This is a genomic window from Brenneria sp. hezel4-2-4 (assembly GCF_013155275.1).
Taxonomy (GTDB): Bacteria; Pseudomonadota; Gammaproteobacteria; order Enterobacterales; family Enterobacteriaceae; genus Brenneria.
The window spans coordinates 50,328-74,920 of the sequence record NZ_JABJXS010000016.1; the positions used below are offsets into that span (position 1 = coordinate 50,328).

Sequence of the window (24,593 nt, forward strand, 5' to 3'; positions counted from 1 at the left end):
TCTAAAGGAGATGCCCCCAGATGAAGCTCAATGCCAGACAGGTCGAGACTGCCAAGCCTAAAGATAAACCCTATAAGTTAGCGGATGGTGGGGGCATGTATCTGAAGGTATTCCCTAACGGAACCAAAAGCTGGCGCATGAAATAAGAAAACATATCTCCTCCGGTGTATCAGTATTAACACCCAATCAGGTGGTCGAGACGCTTTCCATACGTATCGAACCGCGCAGTCTCTGACGTTTAACTCAGGTCATGCAGATCTTTATCCATCGGCGGGGTCAGCGTGATATCACGAAAATCCACTGACAACCCGTGACGTTCAGGCGTACAGCACATCACCCCTATCTTTGCGACGCCGCGTGGAAAATAGCATAAGCGCAGCAGTGGCCAGTGTTGACTATTCGTCGAGTACTGTAATCTCAGGCTGTCGCCTTTGCGGGTCAGGCGAAGCCAGAACTCCCGTGGGTTGCCTGTAAAGATGCCGGTTGCCCAGTCTGAATTTTCCAGCGTCAGTACGCTGCCGATGGCGGGCGTGCCATCGTTAAACTCGATACCTGCTTTAAGCCAGTGCTGGTCATCCGACATAAGCATGATCCCTGCCTGGTCATATAGTTTGTGGAAGTCCGCGCAAACTTTCACCTGAAAAGTGAAATCGCCGGTTACGTCAGTGGCGAAGATATGACCTGAGAAACGTTTAAACCCGTACCAGGTTTTTTGCCAGAAATCGGTTTTATCATCAGTGACAACAGCTAGCGTGCTGTTCTCAAGCCGCCATTGTTGAGGTTCATTAATCCAGTAAAAGGAGTTGAGCATTGTCTCTCCCGGGGACGGAAACAGGCATTCGCTTACAGCCTGTCAGTTGGGCCAGATCATTAACGTAAATTTCAAACCGCACAGAAGTAGTATAGATGATCATGGAAAGCGGATAACGGTTGCGCACTGAAGACGGCAGGCATCCGACTGGTGTGGTGGCCCCTCCGACCATATTGGTAATTTCAGACATCCCTTCCGGTACTGGAATGTTGGAGTTTACCGCCGCCTGGGTATACTCCTGCAAAATGTCCGTCCCGATGTATAAGATGCAGGTCACGATCAGCGTACCGCTAATGAACATGCGGAACATATTTCGCTTACAGAACGGCGTTACCATGGCCAGCAGAAACATTAATGAGGCCAGATCGACAAATGGCAGAACGCGATTGCCCGGTAGAATAATGGACAGAACCACCGCCACCGGAATTAACGGCCCCTGCATCAGTATCTCGATCATTTTCGGCAGCAGCATGGCGGCGGAGACCTTAATCGCCAGCGAAACCGCCGCCGAAGCGTCGTATCCGGCAAGGAACGCCAGCCCCAGCCCCAGCCCCAGCCCCAGCCCCAGCCCCAGCCCCAGCCCCAGCCCCAGCCCCAGCCCCAGCACAAAACCCAGCATCAGCGGTTCATCAAATACGCCGAACTTTTTATTAATACTTTCCGGGGCAAAATTGATTTTATTGATCAGTGGGAGCTTATCAATAATATAATTACAGACAATACCAAACGGCACGTAGGCTATACAGGTAAGATGGGGGAATGAAATCCCTTTGAGATTATAATTTTTTTGTAAATAGGGTGCGGTTAAATCCGCCGCCAGTAAGGTTAAGACAAATATACCGAAAGTGATTACGACGGAGAGCCAGTAGTTTCCGGTTCCGGCGTATACCACCGAACCCATAATCAGGTAAAAAGATAGCATAGCGGTCGTGCGACAGTATGCCGGCTGGTTAGGAGATTTTCGTAGTGAGGTTATTGTAGGTTAATTTATCGACAAAGCAGAATCCCGTCCTGCGTTGACTCATAAACCTACAGTTTATCGTTCCCCAGTTACTATACCGTTATTGTGTGAAGTGACCCACGCTTTTGGGAAATTTTGCATGGGATTTCTATGGTGGTTTGGTTACCGGAGATGTTACCGATATTGAGCCTATTTTGTATAAAGGGTTGGATGATTTTTATCATTTGTTAAGCTGTAAATTCACTTTTGGTTTACAAGGCGCTGGATTCAGTTAATTATCATTATTTAAAATAAATTATTGATATAAAAATCTAATAATTTTACCAAGGGTGTGATAATTATTGTAATCTTCAATGTCAATATTTTCTATTGAGTTGATTTTTTCAGTTATTAACTCTGACAAAACTCAAAAAAATAGATAAAAAAATCACACAAAATAAAATTCAATTTGGGATATCCAATTTAAAATTTATTAGCATGTTAATTATTTATTTTTTAATGAAATTAAAACGCGCGAAATATAGCGTTTTTTGTTTAATTAAAATTGAAGGCGTCATAACGGTAACATAGACGCTTTACCTGTTTTTTTTACGAAAACTGGTTGTAATATTTTGTTTTTACTGTCTTTTTGTTGTGGGTGTTTACTTGGCTATATAGTCGTTGACCATTTATTAGCGTTGTGTGTATGATCCAACGACAAAACATAGCTGTATTAAATACTTTATCGAATGATGTTTTTTTGTTCGATTCAGGCTATGTTTCATCCGATTTAATAATAGCTTTAGTGAGTTCGCATAAAAATGCGGATGTTATTTCTTTATCTCTCGCTGGTCGAAAAACAAATAACCTATTTGTTCGTCGAATGGTCTGCCATTTATGGATTTTGGTAGGGTTTCGATAGGAATCGACTTTATTCATCCGGGCCAGAGCGCCCTTACGTTGGTATAGACATATGGCAAAAGGAACTGATGGTGCATCTGTCGCACCAAAAGAACGTATTAATATCAAATATGTCCCGGCTACCGGTGGTCAGCAGGCGGAAATAGAACTGCCGTTGACGCTGATGGTGGTGGGAAATATGAAGGGACGCACAGAGGAAACGCCTATCGAAGAGCGCCAGACGGTATCGATCGATAAGAACAATTTTACCTCAGTGATGAAAGAAGCCAATCTGGAACTGAATTTCAGCGTGCCTAATCGTCTTGAAGAAGACAGTCAGGACGATTTGCCCGTGAAACTGAATATTGATTCTCTGAATGATTTCTCCCCCGATCGTATTGCTCAACAAGTACCTGAATTACGTAAGTTATTGGAATTGCGCGAGGCGCTGGTGGCGCTAAAAGGTCCTCTTGGCAATATTCCTTCTTTCCGTAATCGTTTGCAGGATCTGTTGTCCAGCGAAGAGGCCAGAGAGCAGCTGCTCAAAGAGCTGGATCTGGTAAAACCCGCCGAATAATTGATGGTTACTGACGAGATAGGGAAACAAATATGTCAATAGTTGAAGAACAGGCGCAGAGCGGGGCGGCCAGTGCCTCTGGTTCATTGCTTGACGAAATTATGGCGCAGGCGCGCATTACCCCGGTGGACGAAGGATATAGCGTCGCCAAACAGGGGATCGCCGCACTGGTTGCCAACATTCTTGATAGCGGCAACGCGGCAGAGCCAGTGAATAAAGCGCTGGTAGACAGCATGATCGTCGAACTGGACAAGAAACTGAGTAAACAGATCGACGTTATTCTGCATGCGAAAGAACTTCAGGAACTGGAATCTTCCTGGCGTTCTCTGAAACTGATGGTGGATCGCACCGATTTTCGTGAAAACATCAAGCTGTTGGTGTTGCACGCCACCAAAGAAGAACTGCTGGAAGATTTCGAGTTTGCGCCTGAAATCACCCAGTCCGGTTTCTACAAACACGTTTACTCCAGCGGTTACGGACAGTTTGGCGGTCAGCCCATCGGCGGGGTGATCGGCGACTATGCGATGACCCAAAGTTCGCCGGACATCAAGCTGATGCAGTATGTCAGCGCGGTAGGCGCGATGGCCCATGCGCCGTTTATCTCTTCCGTCGCGCCGACATTCTTTGGCGTGGACAGCTTTACCGACCTGCCTTCCATTAAAGATCTGAAATCGGTGTTTGAAGGCCCGGCCTACACCAAATGGCGCTCGCTGCGCGAATCTGAAGATGCCCGTTATCTGGGGCTGACCGCGCCGCGCTTTTTAGCGCGCCTGCCTTATGATCCGATTGAAAACCCCATCAAGGGTTTTAATTACAAAGAGGACATCAGCTCCAACCACGATCACTATCTGTGGGGCAATACCGCTTACCTGATGGGAACCGCCTTGACGGACAGTTTTGCCAAATATCGCTGGTGCCCGAACATCATCGGCCCGCAGAGCGGCGGTGCGATCACCGACCTGCCGGTGCATGTTTATGAGGCAATGGGGCAGCTTCAGGCCAAAATCCCCACCGAAGTGCTGATTACCGATCGCCGCGAATACGAGATGGCCGAAGAGGGTTTCATTACGCTGACGATGCGTAAAGACAGCGATAATGCCGCATTTTTCTCCGCCAACTCGGTACAAAAACCCAAAGTGTTCCCGAATACCAAAGAGGGTAAAGAGGCGGAAACCAACTACAAGTTGGGTACTCAGCTGCCGTATATGTTCATTATCAACCGCTTGGCCCACTACATCAAAGTGTTGCAGCGCGAACAGATTGGTGCGTGGAAAGAGCGTCAGGATCTTGAGCGTGAGCTTAATGGCTGGATTAAACAGTACATCGCCGATCAGGAAAATCCGCCGGCGGACGTTCGTAGTCGTCGTCCACTGCGCGCAGCCCAGATCAACGTGCTTGATGTGGAAGGTGAGCCGGGCTGGTATCAGGTCACCATGTCGGTTCGCCCGCACTTTAAGTACATGGGGGCCAACTTTGAGCTGTCTCTAGTAGGGCGTTTAGATAAGGAATAAGACTGATGCCGTCGCTTTCTGCCTGGGAAAGGGGAACTGCGGCCAGCCTGTTTGATCGTATCCGGGGGGAAGAGCAACGAACTTCCCCTGAATCGGATGTTGAAGCGCTGATTGCGTCCGTTAAGCGTCAACTGGACAACGTGCTCAATACCCGGCCCGGGAATTGTCGCAGCGCACCTGAGCTTGGCGTAATTGATTTTAATGATGCGACTCAGGGCGGCGCGGATATCCGGGGCAAAATCCGGGAAGCGATCAAACAGTGTATCTGTCGCTTTGAACCTCGAATCGTTCATGTGGACGTCAGCGAGTCGGATTATCCGTCCAATCCGCTGGAGATGTCGTTTCAGGTTACCGCCCATGTCAGGTTGGAAGAGCTGGAGCAGATCGCCTCTTTCAATATTCACATGGATAGTCATCGCCATTACAGAATGATCTGATTATGTCACTGGAACATTTTTTCAGGGATGAACTGACCTATTTGCGCCTGCAAGGACGCGAATTTGCCAAAGCGCACCCTGAACTTACCCGATTTTTGTCAGAACAGACCACGGATCCGGACGTCGAGCGGCTGCTGGAAGGGTTCGCCTTTTTGACAGGGAGCCTGCGGGCGAAGATCGAGGATGAATTTCCGGAACTGACACATGGTCTGCTGGGCATGTTGTGGCCCAATTACCTGCGTCCGGTGCCGAGTATGACGATTATGCAGTTTTCGGTACTCCCCGGCGCGATCGCACAACCGGCATTTGTCGCACGAGGCTGCGAACTGGATAGCCTGCCGATTGATGATGTGGTCTGTCATTTTCAGACCTGTCACGATGCCTGGATCTATCCGGCGGATATCCGGCAAATCAATGTGCAAAGCGGCAACGATCTTTCGACCATTACGCTGGATATCGGGTTGCACGGCCCGCTGTCATTGGGCGATCTGCAACTCGACAAACTGCGTTTCTATCTTGGCGGCGATACCTATACCGCCTACGAACTTTACTTCTGGATTGCCAGCCAGCTGTCGCACATTGAGCTGGAGATTGAGGGTAAACGCTTCCGTCAGGAAGCCGGCATACTGAAAACGGTCGGGTTCGAACGTGAAGATGCCCTGCTGCCGTACCCCGGCAACGTTTACTCCGGCTACCGTATTCTGCAAGAGTATTTTTGTTTTCCGGAAAGTTTTCTGTTTTTCCAGCTTTTCGGCGCCGCGTGGCCTGATTTGCCGCTGACGGTGACTGAATTCCGTCTTCATTTCTGTTTTGATCGGCCGCTGCCCGCGGAACTGAAAATCCGGCCGGACTCGTTCATGCTCAACTGCGTCCCGGCAATCAATCTGTTTCAACACGACAGTGAGCCGATCAATCTTAGCGGACGTCAGACCGAGTATCCGTTAAAAGCCAGTTACCATCAGGCCGATGGATTCGAAATTTTTTCCGTCGATCACGTGGAAGGCTGGGTGGAGGGGCATGCGGGCCGCGCACGCGGTATTCCGCGTGTCTACCAGCCGTTTGAAAGCTTCCAGCATCAAATTGAGCGGGCCAAAGGGCGGCTGGCGCTTTATTACCGCATTCGGGTCAGGGAAGCCGTCAACGGCGACGGTTTTGAACACTTGCTCTCTTTCGTGCGCGGTGATGAACGCGAAGCGATCGATCTGGATGAATCCATTTCCGTCAGTCTGACCTGCACCAATCGTTCTCGCGCGGCGCAATTGCCGGTTGGGTCGATCTGCGTGCCGACCGGGAATTCTCCGTCATTCGCCACGTTCCGTAATCTGACCCGGCCGACGCGTCCGCTGAGGCCCGCAATGGACGGTAGCCTGCACTGGACGCTGATTTCCAACCTGTCATTGAACTATGTTTCGCTACTGCGCCGCGATGCGCTGGTACAGATCCTCCGTACCTATGATTTCCCGGCGTTGCATGACAAGCAGGCGGAGCAGGCCTCGCGCAAACGGCTGGCGGGGATCGAATCTATTGAAACCACGCCGATTGATCGACTGGTGCGGGGGATGCCGGTTCGCGGTCTGAAATCGATATTGTCGGTTCGGCAATCGGCCTTTTCCAGTGAAGGAGAACTGTATCTGTTCAGCACGGTACTGGCGCATTTCTTCTCGCTGTACGCCAGCGTCAACGCTTTCCACCTGCTGGAGGTGGTTAACATCGATAACAAGGAGCGCTACCGATGGCCGGTGCAGATAGGTCAGCACTCGATGATGTGACGTTCCGCCAGGACGTCTCGCATTTTAACTTCTTCCAACTGGTGGAGTTGCTTAACCAATTGGAAGGTGTGGATCTGGAGCAGGAACTGGATTTTCGGCCCGATCAGGAACGGTTGCGTTTTCGATCCTCCGCCTCGATCGGTTTCCATCCCAGCGATGTTTTGCGGGTGGGCAGCGATAAGGACGGTCGGCAGGAGCTGGAAGTCGCTTTTCTGGGGCTGCACGGCAGTCAGTCGCCGATGCCTGGTTATTACCTGGAAGAGCTGGCTTGGGAATATGCGCAAGGCGAGCAAAAGCTGGGGGTGTTTCTCGATTTCTTTCACCACCGATTACTGACGCTGCTTCATCGCGCCTGGCGCAAATATCGCTATCACGTTCGTTTCCAGAATGATGGCGAAGATGGTTTCTCCCGGCTGATGTTCGCTTTGGTGGGATTGGGGAATGACGCCGTACGCGACAGCTTGCCGGTCAACCGCGCCAAGATGCTTTCCTATGCCGGTTTACTTGCCAGTCCCAGTCGCTCTCCCGAAGTGGTGGCGGGCCTGGTGATCCATTGTTTTGATTTGGATGACGTGGAGGTCGTTGCCTGGCAGCGCCGCCGGGTGCCGATTCACGCCGGGCAACAGAACCGTCTGGGCGCCGCCAATATGGCGCTGGGCGGGGATTTTGTCATCGGCGACAGCGTGAATGACTGCGCAGGTAAGTTCCTGCTTAAGGTGGGAAACCTTGATTTCAGTCGTTTTCTCAGTTTTTTGCCCAACGGCGAGCACTTTCAGCCGCTGGTGCGTTTTGTCTCGTTCATCTTGCGCGACCAACTGGCCTGGGATTTACGCCTCGGTTTTGCCGAAGGCGAGGCTAAAGGTCTGAGCCTGGGCAACGAACAGAGCAGCCGCCTGGGATGGAGCAGTTTTCTCGGGCAGCCACCGGCCGACCCCTATGTGACGATTTGTGTGCAGGAGTAATTGTGAACGTAATCCATCCCCTTACGCTGGTTGTTCTCAACAGTGAACAACTGGATATCAACACGCAGGTGCAGCATCAGTTCGATCAGCACGGCGGCACGTTGGGCGCCTCTGAAAAGGATCAATGGCAACTGCGGGATCGGCTGGGCGCGGTGCTGCCGGAACATGCGCGCATTGAAATGCTGGATGGCCGTTTCTGCCTGTGTGATTTAAGCGGGCAGTCGTTTATCAACGGGGCGCTGTCGCCGATTGGGCGGGACCGTAAAGTCATGCTTTCGCACGGAGACGAACTGGTTATCGGGCCTTTTCGACTGGGGGTTTATTTCGGCGATCCCACGACGGAGCCGGACATCGATCAGGTATTGGGGCAACGCTCCGACGATGTGCTGGGAGGATGGCTGTCCGAAGAGGAACAACGCCAACCGGTCGAGAATACGGCCGCGAACGCTGTGGTCAATGACCCATTATGGGCGCTACAGCAGGAGCAGAGTCGCGCCCTGCTGACATCGGACAACGAACGAACGGATGATTCGCTGTCAACGTCTCTTACTTCTTTTTCTGCCGCTGAGGACACCATGGATCAAAAATTTGTGGAATTACCGACCATCGATAACCCGCGTACGACGCCGGGAGACGATGGATACATCGACAACACTACGCTGACGCCGTTGATGCGCGGCTTGGGGCTTTCGCTTCAGGTTGAGGACGAGCAGCGGCTGCGCGAGATGTTGGAAGAAATAGGTAAAAGTCTGCGCGCCATGGTGGAGGGGTTGCTGACGCTGCAAACCGAGCAGGTTGCGCTGGCGGATACCCATCTGCGTCCGATTGAGGATAACCCGCTGCGCCTGGGGCTGGATTATCCGGATACGCTGTCGCTGCTGTTCGCGGAAGGCAAAAGTCCGGTGCATCTCTCCGCACCGGCGGCGGTGGAGGAAGCGCTGAACAACGTGCGGATTCACCATCTGGCGAGTCAACAGGCCATCGCCGTGGCGCTGGAAAGTATTCTTCAGGCGTTTTCTCCGGCTGCGCTGCTTAATCGCTTTGAGCATTATCGTCGCAGCGGCGATCGGCAGGTCGCCGATGAGGGTTGGGCCTGGCAGATGTACCAGCACTATTACCGGGAGCTGACTTCTCCGCGCCAGCAAGGTTTCCAGAAGCTGTTCCATCAGGTGTACGCGCAGGCGTATGACCGCGCGGTGCGCCAGCAACAGGAGCAGCAATAATGCTTAGGGGCCTGTGGCTATGCGTTCTGATATCGCTGCTGCCGGGGTGCGCCACATTGGGCAAGATGGCTAAGGTGGCGGCGAACCCGGATATTCAGGTGGGCAGCAACGATGACCAGCCTTCCACAGCGGGCGTGAGCCTGCTGGCCGAACCTGACGTCAACCCCAATGAGAGCGGGGAAGCCGCGCCCATCGAATTTCAACTGGTGATGCTGGCGGAGGATTCCCGCCTGCTGGCCACCGACTACGACCAGGTGACGACGGATATCGAAAAGGCGTTGGCCAAAAACTACGTCAATCATCAGGACTACACGCTGTTGCCGGGTCAGTTCAAATATCTGCCGCCGGAAAAGCTGGATGAAAAAGTTCACTACCTTGGGGTGATCGCCCGTTATGCCGATCCGGAGAGCGCCGAGTGGCGCAAGGTGATCAAGCTGAAAAACACCGGCCGTACCTACCAGATTCTGGTGCATCTGCGCCGGGATGAAGTCGAAATCAAAAAAGACCAAGAAGAAGAATAATCATGTCGAGCCGAAATCGGGTTATCTGGCGGGAAGGACTGTTTATCAAGCCGCAACACTTCCAGCAGCAGCAAAGACACACGGACTATGCGCTTCATGCCCGCCTCAGCGCGCTTAGCGATTATTTCTATGGTTTGCAGTCGCTGGCGATCAATGAGGAGTACCTCAACTTTGGACGTGTTGCGTTGGTCAACGCCACCGGAGTGATGCCGGACGGTACGGTTTTCAATATTCCCGGCGACGATGCGTTGCCGCAGCCGCTGGAAATCACCGATGTGGCGCTGGCAAATCAGAAAGTCTATCTGGCCCTGCCGCTGGCGGTGAATGGCGTGAGCGAAGTCGGGCAAGCGGGACAAGGTATTGCCAGTCGTTTGCAGTCGCAGCGACATGATGTGCGCGATCTGCATAGCGAAGGCGGCGATGTGGTGTCGATGGAGGTTGGCAAGGTCAGCCTGCGGCTGATGCTCGACCGTGACGATCGCAGCGCCTATGCCTCGCTGGCGATCGCCAACATTCTGGATAAACGGCCGGACGGCGGGCTGGTGCTGGATCCCAACTTTATGCCGTGCAGCATCAGTGTAACGGCGATCCCGACGCTGAAACGTTTTCTGGGGGAATCCGCCGGGCTGGTCGCTGAAAGGGCGCGCAGTCTGGCCCAGCGCATTGCGACGCCGGGGCAACAGGGCGTGGCGGATGTGGCGGAGTTCATGATGCTGCAACTGCTTAACCGCGCTCAGCCCAGGCTCTCCCATCTGGCGCGTCTTGGCACCTTGCACCCCGAGAGGCTGCATGAAGCGTTGGTGGAACTGTGCGGCGAACTGATGACGTTTACCGATGAATCACGCCTGCCGCCGGAATTTCCGGCTTACCGCCATGAGCACCAGCAAGCCAGTTTTGAGCCGTTGATGATGGCGCTGCGTCAGGCGCTGAGCACGGTATTGTCGCCGCGCGCGGTCTCTATCCAACTGAAGAAGCAGCCTTATGGCGTAATGGTGGCCATGGTCGGCGATGCCGAACTGATGACCAGCGCCGAATTTGTGCTGGCGGTTCGGGCGCGCATGCCGCAGGAACACCTGCGTAAACAGTTGCTGCAACAAACCAAAATTGCCTCCAGCGACAAGATCCGCGAGCTGATCAGTCTGCAATTGCCGGGCGTGCCGTTGTTGCCGCTGCCGGTGGCGCCGCGTCAACTGCCTTATCACGCCGGCTACAGCTATTTCCAGCTCGATCGTCAAAGTCCTGCCTGGCGATCGTTGGTGTCCGGCAACACGCTGGCGTTCCATATTGCCGGCGAATTCCCGGAGCTGGATATGCAGCTCTGGGCCATCCGCAGCCAGTCGTAATGAGAGGAAGAGATGAGCATCGAGGTCATTAAAAACGATCAAGTGGGCGACCTGCTTTACGACCATGCCCGGCAGTTGGATATGGATTCCGACTACTGGTTTCGTCTGCGCGGACACAGCATCAACCCGATGATTGATGCGGTCACGCCGCTGTTGGGCATGGTGGACCGGGTGCGCCAACTGTCCGCCCATAACGGCGTGGCGGAGCTCTATCAGCGCGTGGTGTCCGAGATCCAGGCGATTGAACAGGAGTTGCATTCTCATGGTTACGAAAATGGCGTGATCCTGTCGTTCCGCTACATCCTGTGCACCGTCATTGATGAAGCCGTGATGGGGCGTGAATGGGGAGGCCAGAGCATGTGGTCGGCGCATTCGCTGTTAACCCGTTTCCACAACGAAACCTGGGGCGGGGAAAAGGTCTTTGTGTTGCTGGATAAGCTGCTGGACGACCCGGTACGTTACCGCGACATTCTGGAGTTTATCTATCTGTGCCTGTGTCTGGGTTTTGAAGGACGCTACCGGGTGATGACGCAGGGGCGTGAGGAGCTCGATCGCATCGTGGGGAATCTGCATGCCGCGCTGCGTCCTGAACCGGCCAATCCGCCAACGGTGTTCCACCTCAATCTGGGACAGCAGGCTTCCCGCTACCGACTGCGCAGACAGATCTCGCTGCGCAGCCTGTTTATCGGCATGTGCGTGGTATTGGCCGCGGCATTCGGCCTGTATCGCTACCAGCTCACTCATCAGACCCAGGACGTACTGCGTCAGCTGGGAGAATTATTACAATAACAGGAGCGATTCCGTGATTCGAATTGAATTGCCGACACTGGTTGAACGACTCAACCCCGTGTGCCGCCATATGCTGGAAGAAGCGGCGGCACTCTGTATTCAGCATCAGGGCGCGGAAATCCGCATTGAGCACCTGTTGATGAAAATGCTGGAGACGCCGCTGAGTGACGTGCGCCAGATCCTGAAACGTGCGGAGGTGGACGTTGAGGATCTTTCCTCTCTGCTGCTGCCGTCCTCGGTGGACAAAGGCTTTGACGCGGGTTATCCCTCGTTTTCCCCGCTGTTGGTGGAGTGGTTGCAGGACAGCTGGCTGCTGGCTTCCGCCGAGTTTCAACATGCGCGCCTGCGCAGCGGCGTGCTGTTGCTGGTACTGCTGATGACGCCGAACCGCTACCTGTCGGCCGCGGCATCACGGCCGTTGGCGCAAATCAACCGTGAGCTTCTGCGTCAGCAGTTTGATGAGTGGGTGAAAGAATCGGTCGAAACCGAGGTCGCGGTCGCCCGGTCAACGCCACAGGAACAGGCCGTCGCGGCCACCCAGCTTTCCCGCTATACCCAGAATGTGACCGACGCCGCCCGGCAGGGGCAACTCGATCCGGTGCTGTGCCGCGACCATGAGATCGATCTGATGATCGACATTCTCTCTCGTCGCCGTAAAAACAATCCGATCGTGGTCGGGGAGGCCGGCGTTGGGAAAAGTGCGCTGATTGAAGGGCTGGCGTTGCGGATTGTCGCCGGTCTGGTGCCGGAAAGATTGCGCGAGGTGGAACTGCTGACCCTGGATTTGGGAGCGATGCAGGCCGGCGCGTCGGTCAAAGGGGAGTTTGAAAAACGTTTTAAAGGCGTCATGCAGGAAGTGAAAACCGCGCCTCGTCCGGTGATCCTGTTTATTGACGAAGCGCATACCCTGATCGGCGCCGGTAATCAGGCCGGCGGTCTGGACGTTTCCAATTTGCTCAAGCCTGCGCTGGCGCGTGGCGAGTTGCGCACTATCGCGGCCACCACCTGGAGCGAATACAAAAAATACGTGGAGAAAGACGCGGCGTTGTCCCGTCGTTTTCAACTGGTCAAGGTCGGGGAGCCGAACGCGGAAGAGGCGACCGTCATTCTGCGCGGGTTGCGCGGCATTTATGAAAAAGCCCACGGCGTACTGATTGATGAAGAAGCGCTGCAAGCGGCCGCTCAGCTATCCGCACGCTATATTTCCGGCCGTCAATTACCCGACAAGGCGATCGACGTGCTGGATACCGCCTGCGCCCGGGTGGCGATTAATCTCACCACGCCGCCGCGCGTGGTCAGCCAGTTGCAAACCCGCCTGCATCAGCAGGACATGGAGATCGCGCAACTTGAGCGCCAGGGGCGCATTGGTCTGGGCGATACGGCGGATCGGCTGGCCGAACTGCGTCATCTCCGTGAGACGGAAACGGCCGCGCTGGCGCAGTTGGAGGCGGACTGGCAGCGGCAGACAACCCAGGTACGGCGCGTTATCGAACTGCGCACCGCCCTGCTGGATGAGGCGCGGCCTGATGATTTTGACGCAGACGCCGCCGCGGCGGAACTGGCCGCGTGCGAGAGCGAACTGGCGTCGCTACAGCAATCGTCGGTGCTGGTGTCGCCGCACGTGGATAAAAACCAGATTGCGGCGGTGATTGCCGAATGGACGGGGGTTCCGCTCAACCGGATTTCGCAAGGGGAACTGGAGGTGGTCACCTGTCTGCCGGACTACCTGGGCGACACGATAAAGGGCCAGCAGTTGGCGATTGCCCAACTGCATAAACATCTGCTGACCGCACGCGCCGATCTGCGCCGTCCCGGCCGTCCGCTGGGCGCATTTCTGTTAGTCGGGCCAAGCGGCGTCGGAAAAACCGAAACCGTGTTGCAGATTGCCGACCTGATGTTCGGCGGGCGCAACTATCTGACGACCATCAATATGTCCGAATATCAGGAAAAACATACCGTGTCCCGGTTGATTGGTTCGCCGCCGGGCTACGTCGGATTTGGCGAAGGCGGCGTACTGACCGAAGCGATCCGGCAGAAACCCTATTCGGTGGTGTTGCTCGATGAAGTGGAAAAAGCGCACCCGGACGTGCTCAACCTGTTTTATCAGGCGTTTGACAAAGGCGAACTGGCGGATGGCGAAGGGCGGGCGATCGACTGCCGCAATGTGGTGTTTTTCCTGACCTCCAACCTCGGATTTCAAACCATCGTTAATTATGCCGAGCAGCCGGATAGGCTACTGGACGCGCTTTATCCCGAACTGGCGGCGTTTTTCAAGCCCGCGCTGCTGGCCCGTATGGAAGTGATCCCTTATCTGCCGTTGGATCACGCTACGCTGGTGGCGATCGTTCAGGGCAAACTGTCGCGCCTGGTTGCTCTGCTGCAACAGCGCTTTGGCGCCGAGGTGGTCATTGACGATACGGTGCCGGAGGAAATTTTGCGGTTGGCCAATCGTAGTGAGAACGGCGCGCGAATGCTGGAGTCGGTGATCGACGGCGCGCTGCTGCCGCCGGTATCGCTACAGTTGCTGCAACGAATGTCGTCCGGCCAGCCGGTCAGCCGCATCCATTTCCGCGTAGAAGAAGGCCGGTTCCAGACAGAGGTGGAGGGCTGAGTATGCAACAAGCCCTCGAACTGGCGCTTTCGCTTACCCGCCAGCAGGATGAGGCCGGTCTGTGCGGCTGGCTGCTGGATGCGATACAGGCCGCCTGGCGGCCGCAAGGCGTGTTGCTGGGTATGGTGGACGTCAGCGGCAGGCAACTGGTCTGTGACGGACGGGTGCATAACGCGCCTGTCTCGCTGATGCTGGGGGTGGATGATTTTAGCCATCCGCTGGCTTATGCGCTGCATAAAAATCAGGTGCGCACCTGGGATTCGCTGTATGGCGGCGCCCGCATCGAGCATCGGGAGTTTCGCCAGATTCTGGTCGCGGCGGGCATCGCCTGCGGGTTGCATGCGTTGCCGCTGCTGTCGGACAGCGGCAAACCGCTGGCGGTTCTGGCGCTGCTGGACACGCCGGATCGCTTGCGGCAGGTGCATCAAAACGGCAATTGCGCACGTCTGGCCCAGATATTTTGCCGTCAGTTGATGTTGCTGCGGGAACTGGGGCGCATCCAGCGGGAGCAGACCGCGCTGCGCCATTCACTGCGTCAGATTAAAGATGAAGGGCAGCATCGGCGCGAGCGGGAAAAACGGGTTGAGGAAACGCTGATCGGCCGGTCTGCGGCGATCAAAGCGTTGCATCAGCAGATTTATCAGGCGGCGGGTCATCGGCTTTCGGTGCTGATTCAGGGCGAAACGGGATCGGGCAAGGACGTGGTGGCGCGTTTGCTGCATCAGTGCTCTGAACGTGCCGATAAGCCGTTCGTCGCCATTAATTGCGCCGCCATTCCGGATAACCTGATCGAAAGCGAACTCTTTGGTTATCAGAAAGGGGCGTTTTCCGGTGCGCAAAACAACAAGATTGGGCTGGTGGCGCAGGCTAACGGCGGCACGCTGTTTCTGGATGAAGTCGGCGATATGCCGCAAACCATGCAGGCCAAGCTGTTGCGGGTATTGGAAACCCACAATTTCCGGCCATTGGGGGCTGATAAGGAAAGCCATTCGGATTTCCGGGTCATTGCCGCGACTCATCACCCTTTGGAACAGCGGGTTTCTGAGGGCGTGTTCCGGCAGGATCTCTATCATCGGCTCTGCCAGTGCCTGCTACAGGTCGCGCCGTTGCGCGAACGCCCGGATGATATTCGTCTGTTATGTGAACATTTTATCGGTGAATTTGCCCGTCAGCAGCAGAAAAACGCCGGGCCATTGCATCGGACTTTCCTCAAACAACTGCTCGGGTATGACTTTCCCGGCAACGTGCGGGAACTCAAAAATCTGCTGGAAGTCGCCTGTGCGCAGACGCCGGACGGCGAGGCGTTGTGCCTGAGTTCATTACCGCCGGAGCTGCGTGAGCGGGTAGATGGCGGGGCTGCCGCGCTCAATAACGATTTTCAGCATATTTATGATTTGCGTATCGCCACACAACAATATGAAGCCGCGGTCATTGAAGCCCGCCTGCGCCAGTTTCAGGGTAACCGTCTGCTGGTGGCGGAAAGTCTCAATATTCCTAAACGTACGCTCGATCATAAATGCCAGAAGCTGGAGGTGAACTGATGTTCCTGACCATGGTTCCTCTGCTGCTGGCGGCGACAGCCTCGCCCGATCCCGCCTGGCGATCGCTATGGGAACAGTGCCGCAATGAAACCTCTCCGGAGGTTCGTCTGGCCTGTTATGACGCGCTGAGCCGGGAGGCCGGACGCGCCGGCGTCATTTCGCCGTCGGACAACGCTGCGTCTGCGACGGGGAGCGCTTTCCAACTCGGCCGTGAAGCCGACAGCGGAGATCTGACGCTGACGCGCGCGCTGGCGGACGGCAATGTGCTGGCGATCGGCTGCGCCAGCAGCATCACGCAGTTAAGGCTGACCCTCAGCCGGCCCTGGGCGGGGGAAACGGTGACGTCGCTGCTGGATGGCATGACGATATCGGACGGCTGGTTTGTGCGCAATCGCGGTTTGCTGCTGGAGTCCGGTCGCGGCCTGCCCGCCATTGAAACGTTAAAGCGCTGGATCGGACATCGCGAACTGGTTCTGAGCGGCGCGGACGGCGACGTACTGCGCATTGATCTCACCGGACTGGGCGAGGCGCTGACGCCGCTGCGCCAGCAGTGCCGCTGGTAGGGGGGCGATAAATATGCATTCCCACCCCTGGTGTAAACGTCTGCTGACGCCGCTGCCTGACGAGGTTCTGCGCGCTGCGGTGGCGGCGGACGATCCGCTGTGGGAGACGGTGGAAACCGAACTGGTGAAGCTCGGTTCGCTGGCTCACAGCCAGGTGGATCTCAATGCGGTGGCCGGCCACTGTCTGACGCTGCTGGAAAGCCGCACCAAAGATATGCGGGTACTGGTGCAACTGCTGCGGTGCTTGCAGCATCCGGCCAAAGCCACGCCCTGTGCTACGGCGTTGATGCTGCTCGATAGCTGGCTGGCGACCTACTGGGCGCTGGCCTGGCCTGCCAGCCCGGTGCAGAAGCAGAAGCTGATGATTCAGATTATCCGGCGCTTTGAGAGCGTCATGCCCCGCATTGCGGAAAGCGCGTCCGGGGCTGAGCTGGCGCAGTTGCAGCACCTGGCGGAACAGGTGGCGAATCGCTGGCGCGATCTGAGTGACAAAGCCGATCTGACGGATGAACTGGTGCAGGGACTCAAGCGCGCCCGGCAGCGTAATCAGGCGCAGGAGCAGGCCGATCAGGCCGCCGCGCCTCCTTCCGCCGGTCGCCGTGCGACGACGGAAACTCCGGATGTCAATGGCGACTCGGCCTCAGACTGCGCGATAGAGGTTAATACCGCCGATGAGCGCGGCTGGCGGCAGACCCAGTTGAAGGTGGCGGCGGAACTGGTGGAGCGCCAACCGGAGGCTCCGGTGGGCTATCGCTTGCGCCGTCATGCCATCTGGTCGGGGATCGCCACGCCTCCGCTTGCCTCACGCGGCAATAAAACGCAACTGGCGCCCGTCTCGCCCGATCGGGTGGATGAATATCACAGCGCGCTCGGACAGGCGGATTTGGGGCTGTGGGAGCGTATTGAGCAAAGTCTGACGTTGGCCCCTTATTGGTTTGACGGTCACATGCTGTCGGCCTCGGTGGCGACCCGTCTGGGTTATGCGCCGGTCGCCGGCGCCATCGCCGAAGAACTGTCGGCCTTTCTCAACCGCTTACCGGCGTTGCGCGAACTGACCTTCAGCGACGGTTCGCCGTTTCTGACCGCCAAATGCAGCCAGTGGCTGAACGCCGCCCCGGTGGGACGAGAGGGCGGCGAACGGCAGGACGACCTGGCGACGGAGGCGGCCGCCTGCCGGAGTGAGCAGGGCATGGCGGCGGCGTTGTCGTTGCTGGATGAACGCATGCGCCGTTTGAAAGAGCCTCGCGATCGTTTTTATGCCGAACTGGTGCTGGCGGATTTGCTGGCCGAGGACGGCATGAAAGCCCTGGCGACACAGCATTATCAACACCTGTGGCAGGAAAGCCAACAACTGAACCTGATGCAGTGGGAACCGGGAATGGTCGGCCGTTTGGAACGGTTGGCCGCTTCCCGCAAAAAATAAGACATTCGGAGTGAATGGTCACTTATGTTTAAAACAATCGTTACCTTTCTGCGGCAGCAACTGCCGAAACTGAAACCCTCCTGGCTATGGCTGGGCGCGATACTGTGGGTAGTGGCGCTGGTGCTGGCCTGGTGGCTGGGGCCGCGGTTGACGGTTGGCGACATGCGTCCGTTGCAGAGCGTTTGGGGGCGGGTGGTCTTCACCCTGATTTGGCTGTGGCTGGCTTTTGCCTATAGCGCCTGGCTGATATGGCGTCGCGTCCGGCAGTTACGCGCGGAGCGCCATGAACAGCAAACCCTCGAACAGGATCCGCTACAGATCCATGTCGACAGTCAGCAGACGTTTCTCGATCGCTGGCTGGCGGCTTTTCAAACCCAGTTCGGTAAAAGAGCGCTTTACGCCATGCCGTGGTATCTGACTATCGGGCTGACGGGCAGCGGTAAAACCAGTCTGATTCACCGCGCCAATCCGGCGAATAAACTCAATCCGAAGCTGGATGCGGAGCTGCGTGAATTCGCCGGCGATCAGCAGGTCGGTTGCTGGGTCGGAGAGTCGGCGGTGATCTGGGATCCGGACGGTCAACTGCTTGCTCAGCCTGAAGCGGAGCAAAAGCAAGAGCCGACGGGGCATCGCCATGCCCGGTTGTGGCAACATCTGTTGCAGTGGCTGAGCCAGAATCGCCGCCGTCAGCCGCTCAACGGCCTGGTGATGACGCTTGATATTTCGTGGCTGGCGCAGGCGAGCGTCTCGGAGCGTAAAGCCTATGCCCAGGTGATGCGCGCCCGCTTGCAGGACGTTGCGGTGACCATCAATACCCGCCTGCCGATATATATCACGCTGACCCATTTGGATATGTTGAACGGATTCGACAGGATGTATCGCCAACTGAATCGGGAGGCGCGTCAGGCGGTGCTGGGCGTGACGTTTACGCCGCAGGCCAGTCATGGCAAAGGTTGGCTGGAAGAGTTGGACGCCTTCTGGGATGAGTGGATCACGCACCTGAACGATAACCTGCCTGAAATGCTGCTGAACCAATCCGACCGCGGCGTGCGCAATACGCTGTTTGCCTTTGTACGCCAGTTGGCCGGGCTGAAAGATTACGTGATGGACGTGCTGACGGAAACGTTGGCGAGCGGAGAAGACCGTTCGTTCATCGTGCGCGGCGTTTATGCCAGTTCCGTGTATCAGCGGGGCGTGCCTTTCGATGTCTTCGCCCAGTCGGCATCGCGACGTTATCAATTACCGGAACCGGTCAATGCCGCCATGTCCGGCGAATCCAATACCTTTTTCGTACAGCGCCTGTTCCCGGAGGTCATTTTCCCGGAAGCCAGTCTGGCGGGTGAAAACCGTTTGCACAGCCTTTATCGTCGGCGTCGGCTTGGTATCGGGATCGCTTGTATGGCGGCGGCCGGTCTGGCGCTGATTGGCGGTTGGCATCATTTTTACCGCGTCAATGAGGAAGCGGGACGTAATGTGCTGACCAAGGCGCAGGCATTTATCGGCACCAATGAGTTGGTAGGGCAGCCGGGCTTTGGCTATCAGCAGTTGCCGCGCCTGAATCTGATTCGCGACGCCACCTTATCGTTCGGCAATTATCATGAGCGAACGCCGCTGCTGGCCGATCTCGGTCTGTATCAGGGCGATAAGATTGGGCCTTATGTGGAAGGGTCTTATCTGCAAATGCTCAACCAGCGTTTCCTGCCTGCGGTAATGCAAGGCCTGCTGGAGGATCTGAATCAGGCGCCGGCCAACAGTGAGCAAAAGCTGACCATCCTGCGGGTGATGCGGATGCTGGATGATGCGTCGGGCCGTAACAAGGCGCTGGTGGAGCAATTTATGGCACAGCGCTGGCAACGGGCGTTTCCCGGGCTGGGCAAAGTACAGGAACAACTGATGCAGCATTTGGATTATGCGCTTGAGCATACCGACTGGCATCAGGCCCGTGAGCGCAAGGACGCCGTGGCGATCGACGCTTTCGCGCCGTTTAGCGACCCGATCGTCCGCGCTCAGCGGGAGCTAAGCAAGCTGCCGATGTACCAGCGTGTCTACCAGAGTCTGGTGATGAAAGCGACACAGGTGCTGCCGCCGGATTTAGCGATCCGTGATGAAGTCGGGCCAACCTTTGATCCGGTGTTTTCCCTGCGTAGCGACAAAACGGGAAGCGTGCCGCGTCTGCTGACCTATCCCGGCTTCAGCGATTATTACCTCAAACAGGATAAGGCGCTGTTGGAACTGACGGCGCTGGATGCCTGGGTGTTGGGGCAGCGTGAGCGCGCGCAGTTCAGTGAAGCCGATCGGCGGGAGATTTTGCGTCAGGTGAATGACCGTTACATCACGGATTACATCAATCAGTGGCAGAAGGTCGTCGCTAACCTTGATGTACAGACCCTCGACAGCCCGGAGCAGGCGCTGGATGTATTGACCGATATTACCGGCAACGATCAGCCGTTCCAGCGCGTGCTGACGACGGTGAGCGACAACACCCGCATTCGTAAGCTGGCGGAAGATGATAACGATACGGCGCAGGGCATCAATACCCGTATCGGGCGCCCGTTTATGACGATCAACGCCGCGTTGAGCGGCCGCGGAGAGCAAGGGCCGCTGGTACAGGAGGTCAACCAGAAGCTGACCGATCTTTACCACTATCTTGATCAGATTGTAAATGCGACCGATCCGGGGCAGGCGGCGCTGAAAGCGGTACAGGTTCGGCAGGGTAATAAATTTGCCGATCCGGTATTCGCATTGCAGCAGTACGCCCGCGGCCTTCCGGCGCCGTTGGACCGTTGGGTCGGACAACTGGCGGAAGAGAGCGCCAGTCTGGTGACCGGTCTGGCGATGTCTTCGCTGAATCAGGAATGGCTGGACAACGTGGTGACGCCATTCAACGAGAAACTGGCGGATCGCTATCCGTTCAATCCAGCGTCCGACAAGGATGTCCCGCTGTCGGAAATGGAACGCTTCTTTATGAGCGGCGGTACGCTGGATAGCTTCTATCAGGCCAATCTCAAATCGATGCTGGAAAACGGCATGCTGGATGGCGATAACGCCTCGCCGTTGCAGGCGGAATTGGTGAAACAGTTGGAGCGGGCCAATCGGATCCGCCAAACCCTGTTCAATGCCCAGGGCAGTCTGGAAGTGCATTTCGTGGTGGAGCCGCTGGAATTGACGGCCAATAAACGTCGCAGCGTGTTGAATCTGGACGGACAGTTGCTGGAATACAGCCACGGCCGTCGCCAGAAGACGCCTTTAGTGTGGCCGAACAGCATGCGCGACGGCGCCGAAAGCAAGCTGACGCTGGTGCCGGACGATCGCGAACGTTCGCCGCGCAGCCTGAGTTTCAACGGGCCGTGGGCGATGTTCCGTCTGATCAATAACGATCAACTGACGCAGGTAAACGACAACACCTTTGATGTGCGTTTCTCGCTGGAGCAAGGGGCGATGACCTATCGCGTGTATACCGATGCCAGCCATAACCCGTTTGCTGGCGGCCTGTTCAGTCAGTTCAGGTTACCTGACTCTCTTTATTAACCCTGAGGGGGCGTAACCGCCCCCGTTGCCGGATAAGTGATATGCAAGATGCACAACAGGCCCTGAAGGTAGGACGGGATCCGCGGATGCTGCCTGAGTATGAAGCGTTACGGGCGGAGATTAATAAATTGAGCCACGCTTCCCGCCCTGAGGTGGACTGGCGGCAGGTGCATGATCTGGCCACCGCCATTTTTGAAAAACAGGGGGTGGATCTACAGACCGCGATCTATTTTACCCTGGCGCGCTCGCGTCTGGCGGGGCTGAATGGCTTTACCGAAAGCTGCGAGTTTCTGGCGAATCTAATCGTAACCCAGTGGGAAAACTTCTGGCCGCCCGTCCATCAGGAACGGGCGCGCATCGAAATGCTGGACTGGTTTATCGCCCGCATCAGCGACGTCATTCGTCAGTATGCCATCAGCCATGAGCATAAACGGCTGGTCTATCGCTGTGAACGGGCGTTGCAGTTGATGAGTGAAAAGCTGCACAACTCGGGGCTAAGCCGTATTCCCCGGGTGGAAAATCTGCTGCATTTTATCGAGGGTTATACCCACCTGTTCGATGAAACCGAGATCGTGGTGGTGTCCGACGATCAGACGTTGCAAAAGCAGGATATGCAAATCCCGCCGATGGTGTTTTTTCAGTCGGATATGGAGTCCGGCGCGGCGGCGCAAGGCGCGGGCGGCGGCGGTCAGCCCGCATTGCCGGCGGGAAGTATTCTGGTCGGGCGGGAGAAAGGGCAGATAAAACCCACGGTGCTGAAGATCGAAGCGCACCGCAAACAGAAACCGGCCTGGTTGTGGTTTGCGGCCGGCTTACTGAGTTGTGCGTTGCCGGTGGCGGCATTCACCGGCTGGCAGTATTGGCAGCAACAGAAAACGGCGGCGTTGGCGCTGCTGCAACAGCCGGCCTACGCGCTGCCGGCGGCTCCGGATCATAACGATATTCGCCGGGTGCGCATCGTATTGGGCGAACAGCGATTGCAAGGCATGGAAGGCGAGTTGATCAATCGCTATCAGACCCAACTGGATCAGGTGAAAAATGCATCGCCATTCTACCTGTATCAATACGGGGAGGGGCTGAAAGGCGTCATGCGGCAGTTGTACCCGGATTCGCTGGCGGTAAAAGAGATGGAGCGCCAGTGGCAGCTCGCTCTCGACCGCCAGCAAGGGGAAAAGCCAAGCGCCGGGGGCTATGAGCAGGCCCAGGCCAAAGTCAATGACACATTGCAACAACTGCTGGAACTTGAGCGTCAGCGCCGCACGGTCACCCTCTCGTATCTGAAGTCAAAACTCTACGATATGCAGAAAGATCTTATGTCGGATGTGCCGTTCAGTATTCGTCTGCGCGCCCTGGAGGCGCGCAAATCGACCAGTCACGCGCCGACATCGGCGGAACTGCGCGCGATGGAAGATGAACTGCGTTCGTTCACTGTTCGCCTTTATCGATTGCAGCAGGCAGACACCGTTGACTGAGGGCGAATTCAGACATCCGATATTTCCGCAACCACGGCGATAAATAATGGCTAACAGCAATAACATGATGAAATATAAAAAATTATTGATAGCTCTGTCGGCATGCTGGCTGGCGTCGTGCCAGACGCCGGTTTCTTCAATGTCCGAACCGGATCTGCTGATGGCGGCCAATCGGGGAAATGGCGAGGCGCAATACCAATTGGCTAGGCAACTGGCCGCTCGCTCACAGTATACCGATGCCATGCAATGGATGCGGAAAGCGGCGGAACGCTCAGAACGCTCCGCTAACCGGGAAACCCGTGCGGCAGCCGCGTTGCAGGTGGGAGATTGGTATCAGAGCGGGCTGGGTGAACCGAAGAACAGCCCGCAGGCTCGTCGCTGGTGGACGCTATCTTCACGGCTGGGTAATGGCGAGGCGGGCTATCGGCTGGGGATGGATTGCCAGGCGCAGAATCAGGGCAAACTGGTAACAGGATGTATTGATGCCTTTGAAACGGCGGCGTCGAATGATTATGCCCCGGCACAGTTGGTGGTCGCCCAGTGGCATGCCGCGCATTCGGGCGGTGAGGCCGCGTCGGTAAGCTGGTTGAGGAAAGCGGCGGAGTTGGGTAATCGGGATGCGCAATACCAACTGGCGCAACGCTATGAACAAGGGAAAGGCGTGGTCATACGCCGCGATCTGGCCGAGCGTTGGTATTTTCGCGCGGCGGCGTTGGGTCAGCCACAGGCCCAGTTGTGGATGGCTGAGCATGACGAAGGGCGGAACGCGCTGGAGTGGTATCGGAAAGCGGCTTTATCGGGCGAGGCCGAGGCGCAACTGTGGCTGGGTAAAGCATACCGGGAAGGCAAATTGTTGGCGCAGGATGAACAAAAGGCGGATGACTGGCTGGCGCGCGCCGCTGCCGGCGGATCGGGGGAGGCGAACTATTTGCTCAGTCTGGCGCAAACAGACAATGAACAGCGCGAACGCTATCTGCTACAGGCGTCCTCCGCGGGCTATATTCGCGCCCAGCGTGAACTGGGGGAATGGTTGTTCAGGCGTAATGAGTTAACCCGTGCGCGTGAGGAGTATGCGAAAGCGGCATCGGCGGGGGACAGTGCTGCGCGGCTGGCGTATGGCGAAATGCTGAGGTGGGGCCAGGGCGGCAAAGCCGACTTTGCGGAGGCCTTGAAACAGTACCGGCTGGCGGCCTACGGCGGTAACCGGATGGCGCAATATCGTATGGGGATCATGCGTCAAGACGGCCTGGGCGCTTCCCGTAATCGTATTCATGCCTATGCCTGGTATTCGATGGCGGCGACTGAGGGTATGCCGGAAGCGATCCATGCCCGTAACGATCTTGAAGACACGATGCGGCCTGACGAAATCAAAAACGCGCAAAAACTGGCGATGTATTGGGAGCAAAAAATAAGTGCGACGCAACTGCCTGAAGAGTAGGTGCGTAAGGTTTTTCAGCAGGTCTGGATAGCGATTTTTTATGTACGGTAATTGATTACCATTTCAACTAACTGAAGTTAAACACGTGTTCAACAACAAGGAGCAACACCATGCCAACCCCATGTTATATCAGCATCGAAGGGAAAACTCAGGGCAATATCACCGCCGGCGCCTTCACCTCTGACTCTGTCGGCAACATCTACGTGCAGGGCCACGAAGACGAAATGCTGGTGC

17 protein-coding genes and 3 pseudogenes are annotated in these 24,593 nt (G+C 56.2%); 18 read left to right on the forward strand and 2 right to left on the reverse strand.

The window, feature by feature from the left end:
• Nucleotides 1-20 precede the first annotated feature (20 nt).
• Nucleotides 21-143, forward strand: a pseudogene (locus tag HOY33_RS19270) (Arm DNA-binding domain-containing protein); the annotation flags it as partial.
• Nucleotides 144-238: 95 nt separating this feature from the next.
• Here HOY33_RS19270 and HOY33_RS19275 read toward each other — a convergent pair.
• Both HOY33_RS19275 and HOY33_RS19280 read right to left on the reverse strand, forming a co-directional pair.
• The gene (locus HOY33_RS19275; protein WP_172291686.1) at nt 239-811 is read right to left on the reverse strand and encodes a DUF1349 domain-containing protein; all 573 of its coding nucleotides are present in this window, start codon (nt 809-811) and stop codon (nt 239-241) included.
• A 136-nt stretch (nt 812-947) separates the two neighbouring features.
• A pseudogene (locus HOY33_RS19280) lies at nt 948-1,721 on the reverse strand (PTS transporter subunit IIC); the annotation flags it as partial.
• 1,003 nt (nt 1,722-2,724) lie between these two features.
• On the opposite strand from HOY33_RS19280, the gene tssB reads away from it, so the two are divergent.
• The 17 genes and pseudogenes from tssB to HOY33_RS19365 all read left to right on the forward strand — a co-directional run.
• Entirely contained in the window at nt 2,725-3,228 is a 504-nt protein-coding gene (gene tssB, locus HOY33_RS19285; RefSeq protein WP_172291687.1) for a type VI secretion system contractile sheath small subunit, read from the forward strand.
• Between the two features lie 32 nt (nt 3,229-3,260).
• Nucleotides 3,261-4,739 carry a type VI secretion system contractile sheath large subunit gene (gene tssC / locus HOY33_RS19290; protein ID WP_172291688.1) on the forward strand — a complete coding sequence of 493 codons (1,479 nt, stop codon included), beginning with the start codon at nt 3,261-3,263 and terminating at the stop codon, nt 4,737-4,739.
• Nucleotides 4,740-4,744: 5 nt separating this feature from the next.
• Nucleotides 4,745-5,176 carry a type VI secretion system baseplate subunit TssE gene (tssE, locus tag HOY33_RS19295; protein ID WP_172291689.1) on the forward strand — a complete coding sequence of 144 codons (432 nt, stop codon included), beginning with the start codon at nt 4,745-4,747 and terminating at the stop codon, nt 5,174-5,176.
• 2 nt (nt 5,177-5,178) lie between these two features.
• Nucleotides 5,179-6,945 carry a type VI secretion system baseplate subunit TssF gene (gene tssF, locus HOY33_RS19300; RefSeq protein ID WP_172291690.1) on the forward strand — a complete coding sequence of 589 codons (1,767 nt, stop codon included), beginning with the start codon at nt 5,179-5,181 and terminating at the stop codon, nt 6,943-6,945.
• On the forward strand, nt 6,909-7,907 hold the full coding sequence (gene tssG, locus HOY33_RS19305) for a type VI secretion system baseplate subunit TssG (RefSeq protein WP_172291691.1): 999 nt from the start codon (nt 6,909-6,911) through the stop codon (nt 7,905-7,907). The genes tssF and tssG overlap by 37 nt, the downstream gene beginning before the upstream one ends.
• 2 nt (nt 7,908-7,909) lie before the next feature.
• The gene (gene tagH, locus HOY33_RS19310) at nt 7,910-9,130 is read left to right on the forward strand and encodes a type VI secretion system-associated FHA domain protein TagH (RefSeq protein WP_172291692.1); all 1,221 of its coding nucleotides are present in this window, start codon (nt 7,910-7,912) and stop codon (nt 9,128-9,130) included.
• Nucleotides 9,130-9,651: a type VI secretion system lipoprotein TssJ gene (tssJ, locus tag HOY33_RS19315; RefSeq protein ID WP_172291693.1), complete on the forward strand. Its 522-nt coding sequence runs from the start codon at nt 9,130-9,132 to the stop codon at nt 9,649-9,651. Before tagH ends, tssJ begins: the two co-directional genes overlap by 1 nt.
• 2 nt (nt 9,652-9,653) lie before the next feature.
• Nucleotides 9,654-10,994 carry a type VI secretion system baseplate subunit TssK gene (gene tssK / locus HOY33_RS19320; RefSeq protein ID WP_172291694.1) on the forward strand — a complete coding sequence of 447 codons (1,341 nt, stop codon included), beginning with the start codon at nt 9,654-9,656 and terminating at the stop codon, nt 10,992-10,994.
• Between the two features lie 12 nt (nt 10,995-11,006).
• A complete protein-coding gene (icmH, locus tag HOY33_RS19325) occupies nt 11,007-11,783 on the forward strand; it encodes a type IVB secretion system protein IcmH/DotU (protein ID WP_172291695.1) in 777 nt (258 codons plus the stop codon).
• A 13-nt stretch (nt 11,784-11,796) separates the two neighbouring features.
• Nucleotides 11,797-14,394 carry a type VI secretion system ATPase TssH gene (tssH, locus tag HOY33_RS19330; protein WP_172291696.1) on the forward strand — a complete coding sequence of 866 codons (2,598 nt, stop codon included), beginning with the start codon at nt 11,797-11,799 and terminating at the stop codon, nt 14,392-14,394.
• Between the two features lie 2 nt (nt 14,395-14,396).
• A complete protein-coding gene (locus HOY33_RS19335; protein WP_172291697.1) occupies nt 14,397-15,935 on the forward strand; it encodes a sigma-54-dependent Fis family transcriptional regulator in 1,539 nt (512 codons plus the stop codon).
• On the forward strand, nt 15,935-16,498 hold the full coding sequence (gene vasI / locus HOY33_RS19340; protein WP_172291698.1) for a type VI secretion system-associated protein VasI: 564 nt from the start codon (nt 15,935-15,937) through the stop codon (nt 16,496-16,498). Before HOY33_RS19335 ends, vasI begins: the two co-directional genes overlap by 1 nt.
• Before the next feature lie 13 nt (nt 16,499-16,511).
• A complete protein-coding gene (gene tssA / locus HOY33_RS19345) occupies nt 16,512-17,921 on the forward strand; it encodes a type VI secretion system protein TssA (protein WP_172291699.1) in 1,410 nt (469 codons plus the stop codon).
• 24 nt (nt 17,922-17,945) lie between these two features.
• Complete coding sequence (gene tssM, locus HOY33_RS19350) at nt 17,946-21,449, forward strand: type VI secretion system membrane subunit TssM (protein ID WP_172291700.1); 3,504 nt, start codon at nt 17,946-17,948, stop codon at nt 21,447-21,449.
• 41 nt (nt 21,450-21,490) lie between these two features.
• Nucleotides 21,491-22,921 carry a VasL domain-containing protein gene (locus HOY33_RS19355; protein WP_172291701.1) on the forward strand — a complete coding sequence of 477 codons (1,431 nt, stop codon included), beginning with the start codon at nt 21,491-21,493 and terminating at the stop codon, nt 22,919-22,921.
• Nucleotides 22,922-22,985: 64 nt separating this feature from the next.
• Nucleotides 22,986-24,359, forward strand: coding sequence for a tetratricopeptide repeat protein (locus tag HOY33_RS19360; protein WP_172291705.1), 1,374 nt, complete (start codon nt 22,986-22,988; stop codon nt 24,357-24,359).
• 110 nt (nt 24,360-24,469) lie between these two features.
• Nucleotides 24,470-24,593 (forward strand): annotated as a pseudogene (locus HOY33_RS19365) (type VI secretion system tube protein Hcp); the annotation flags it as partial.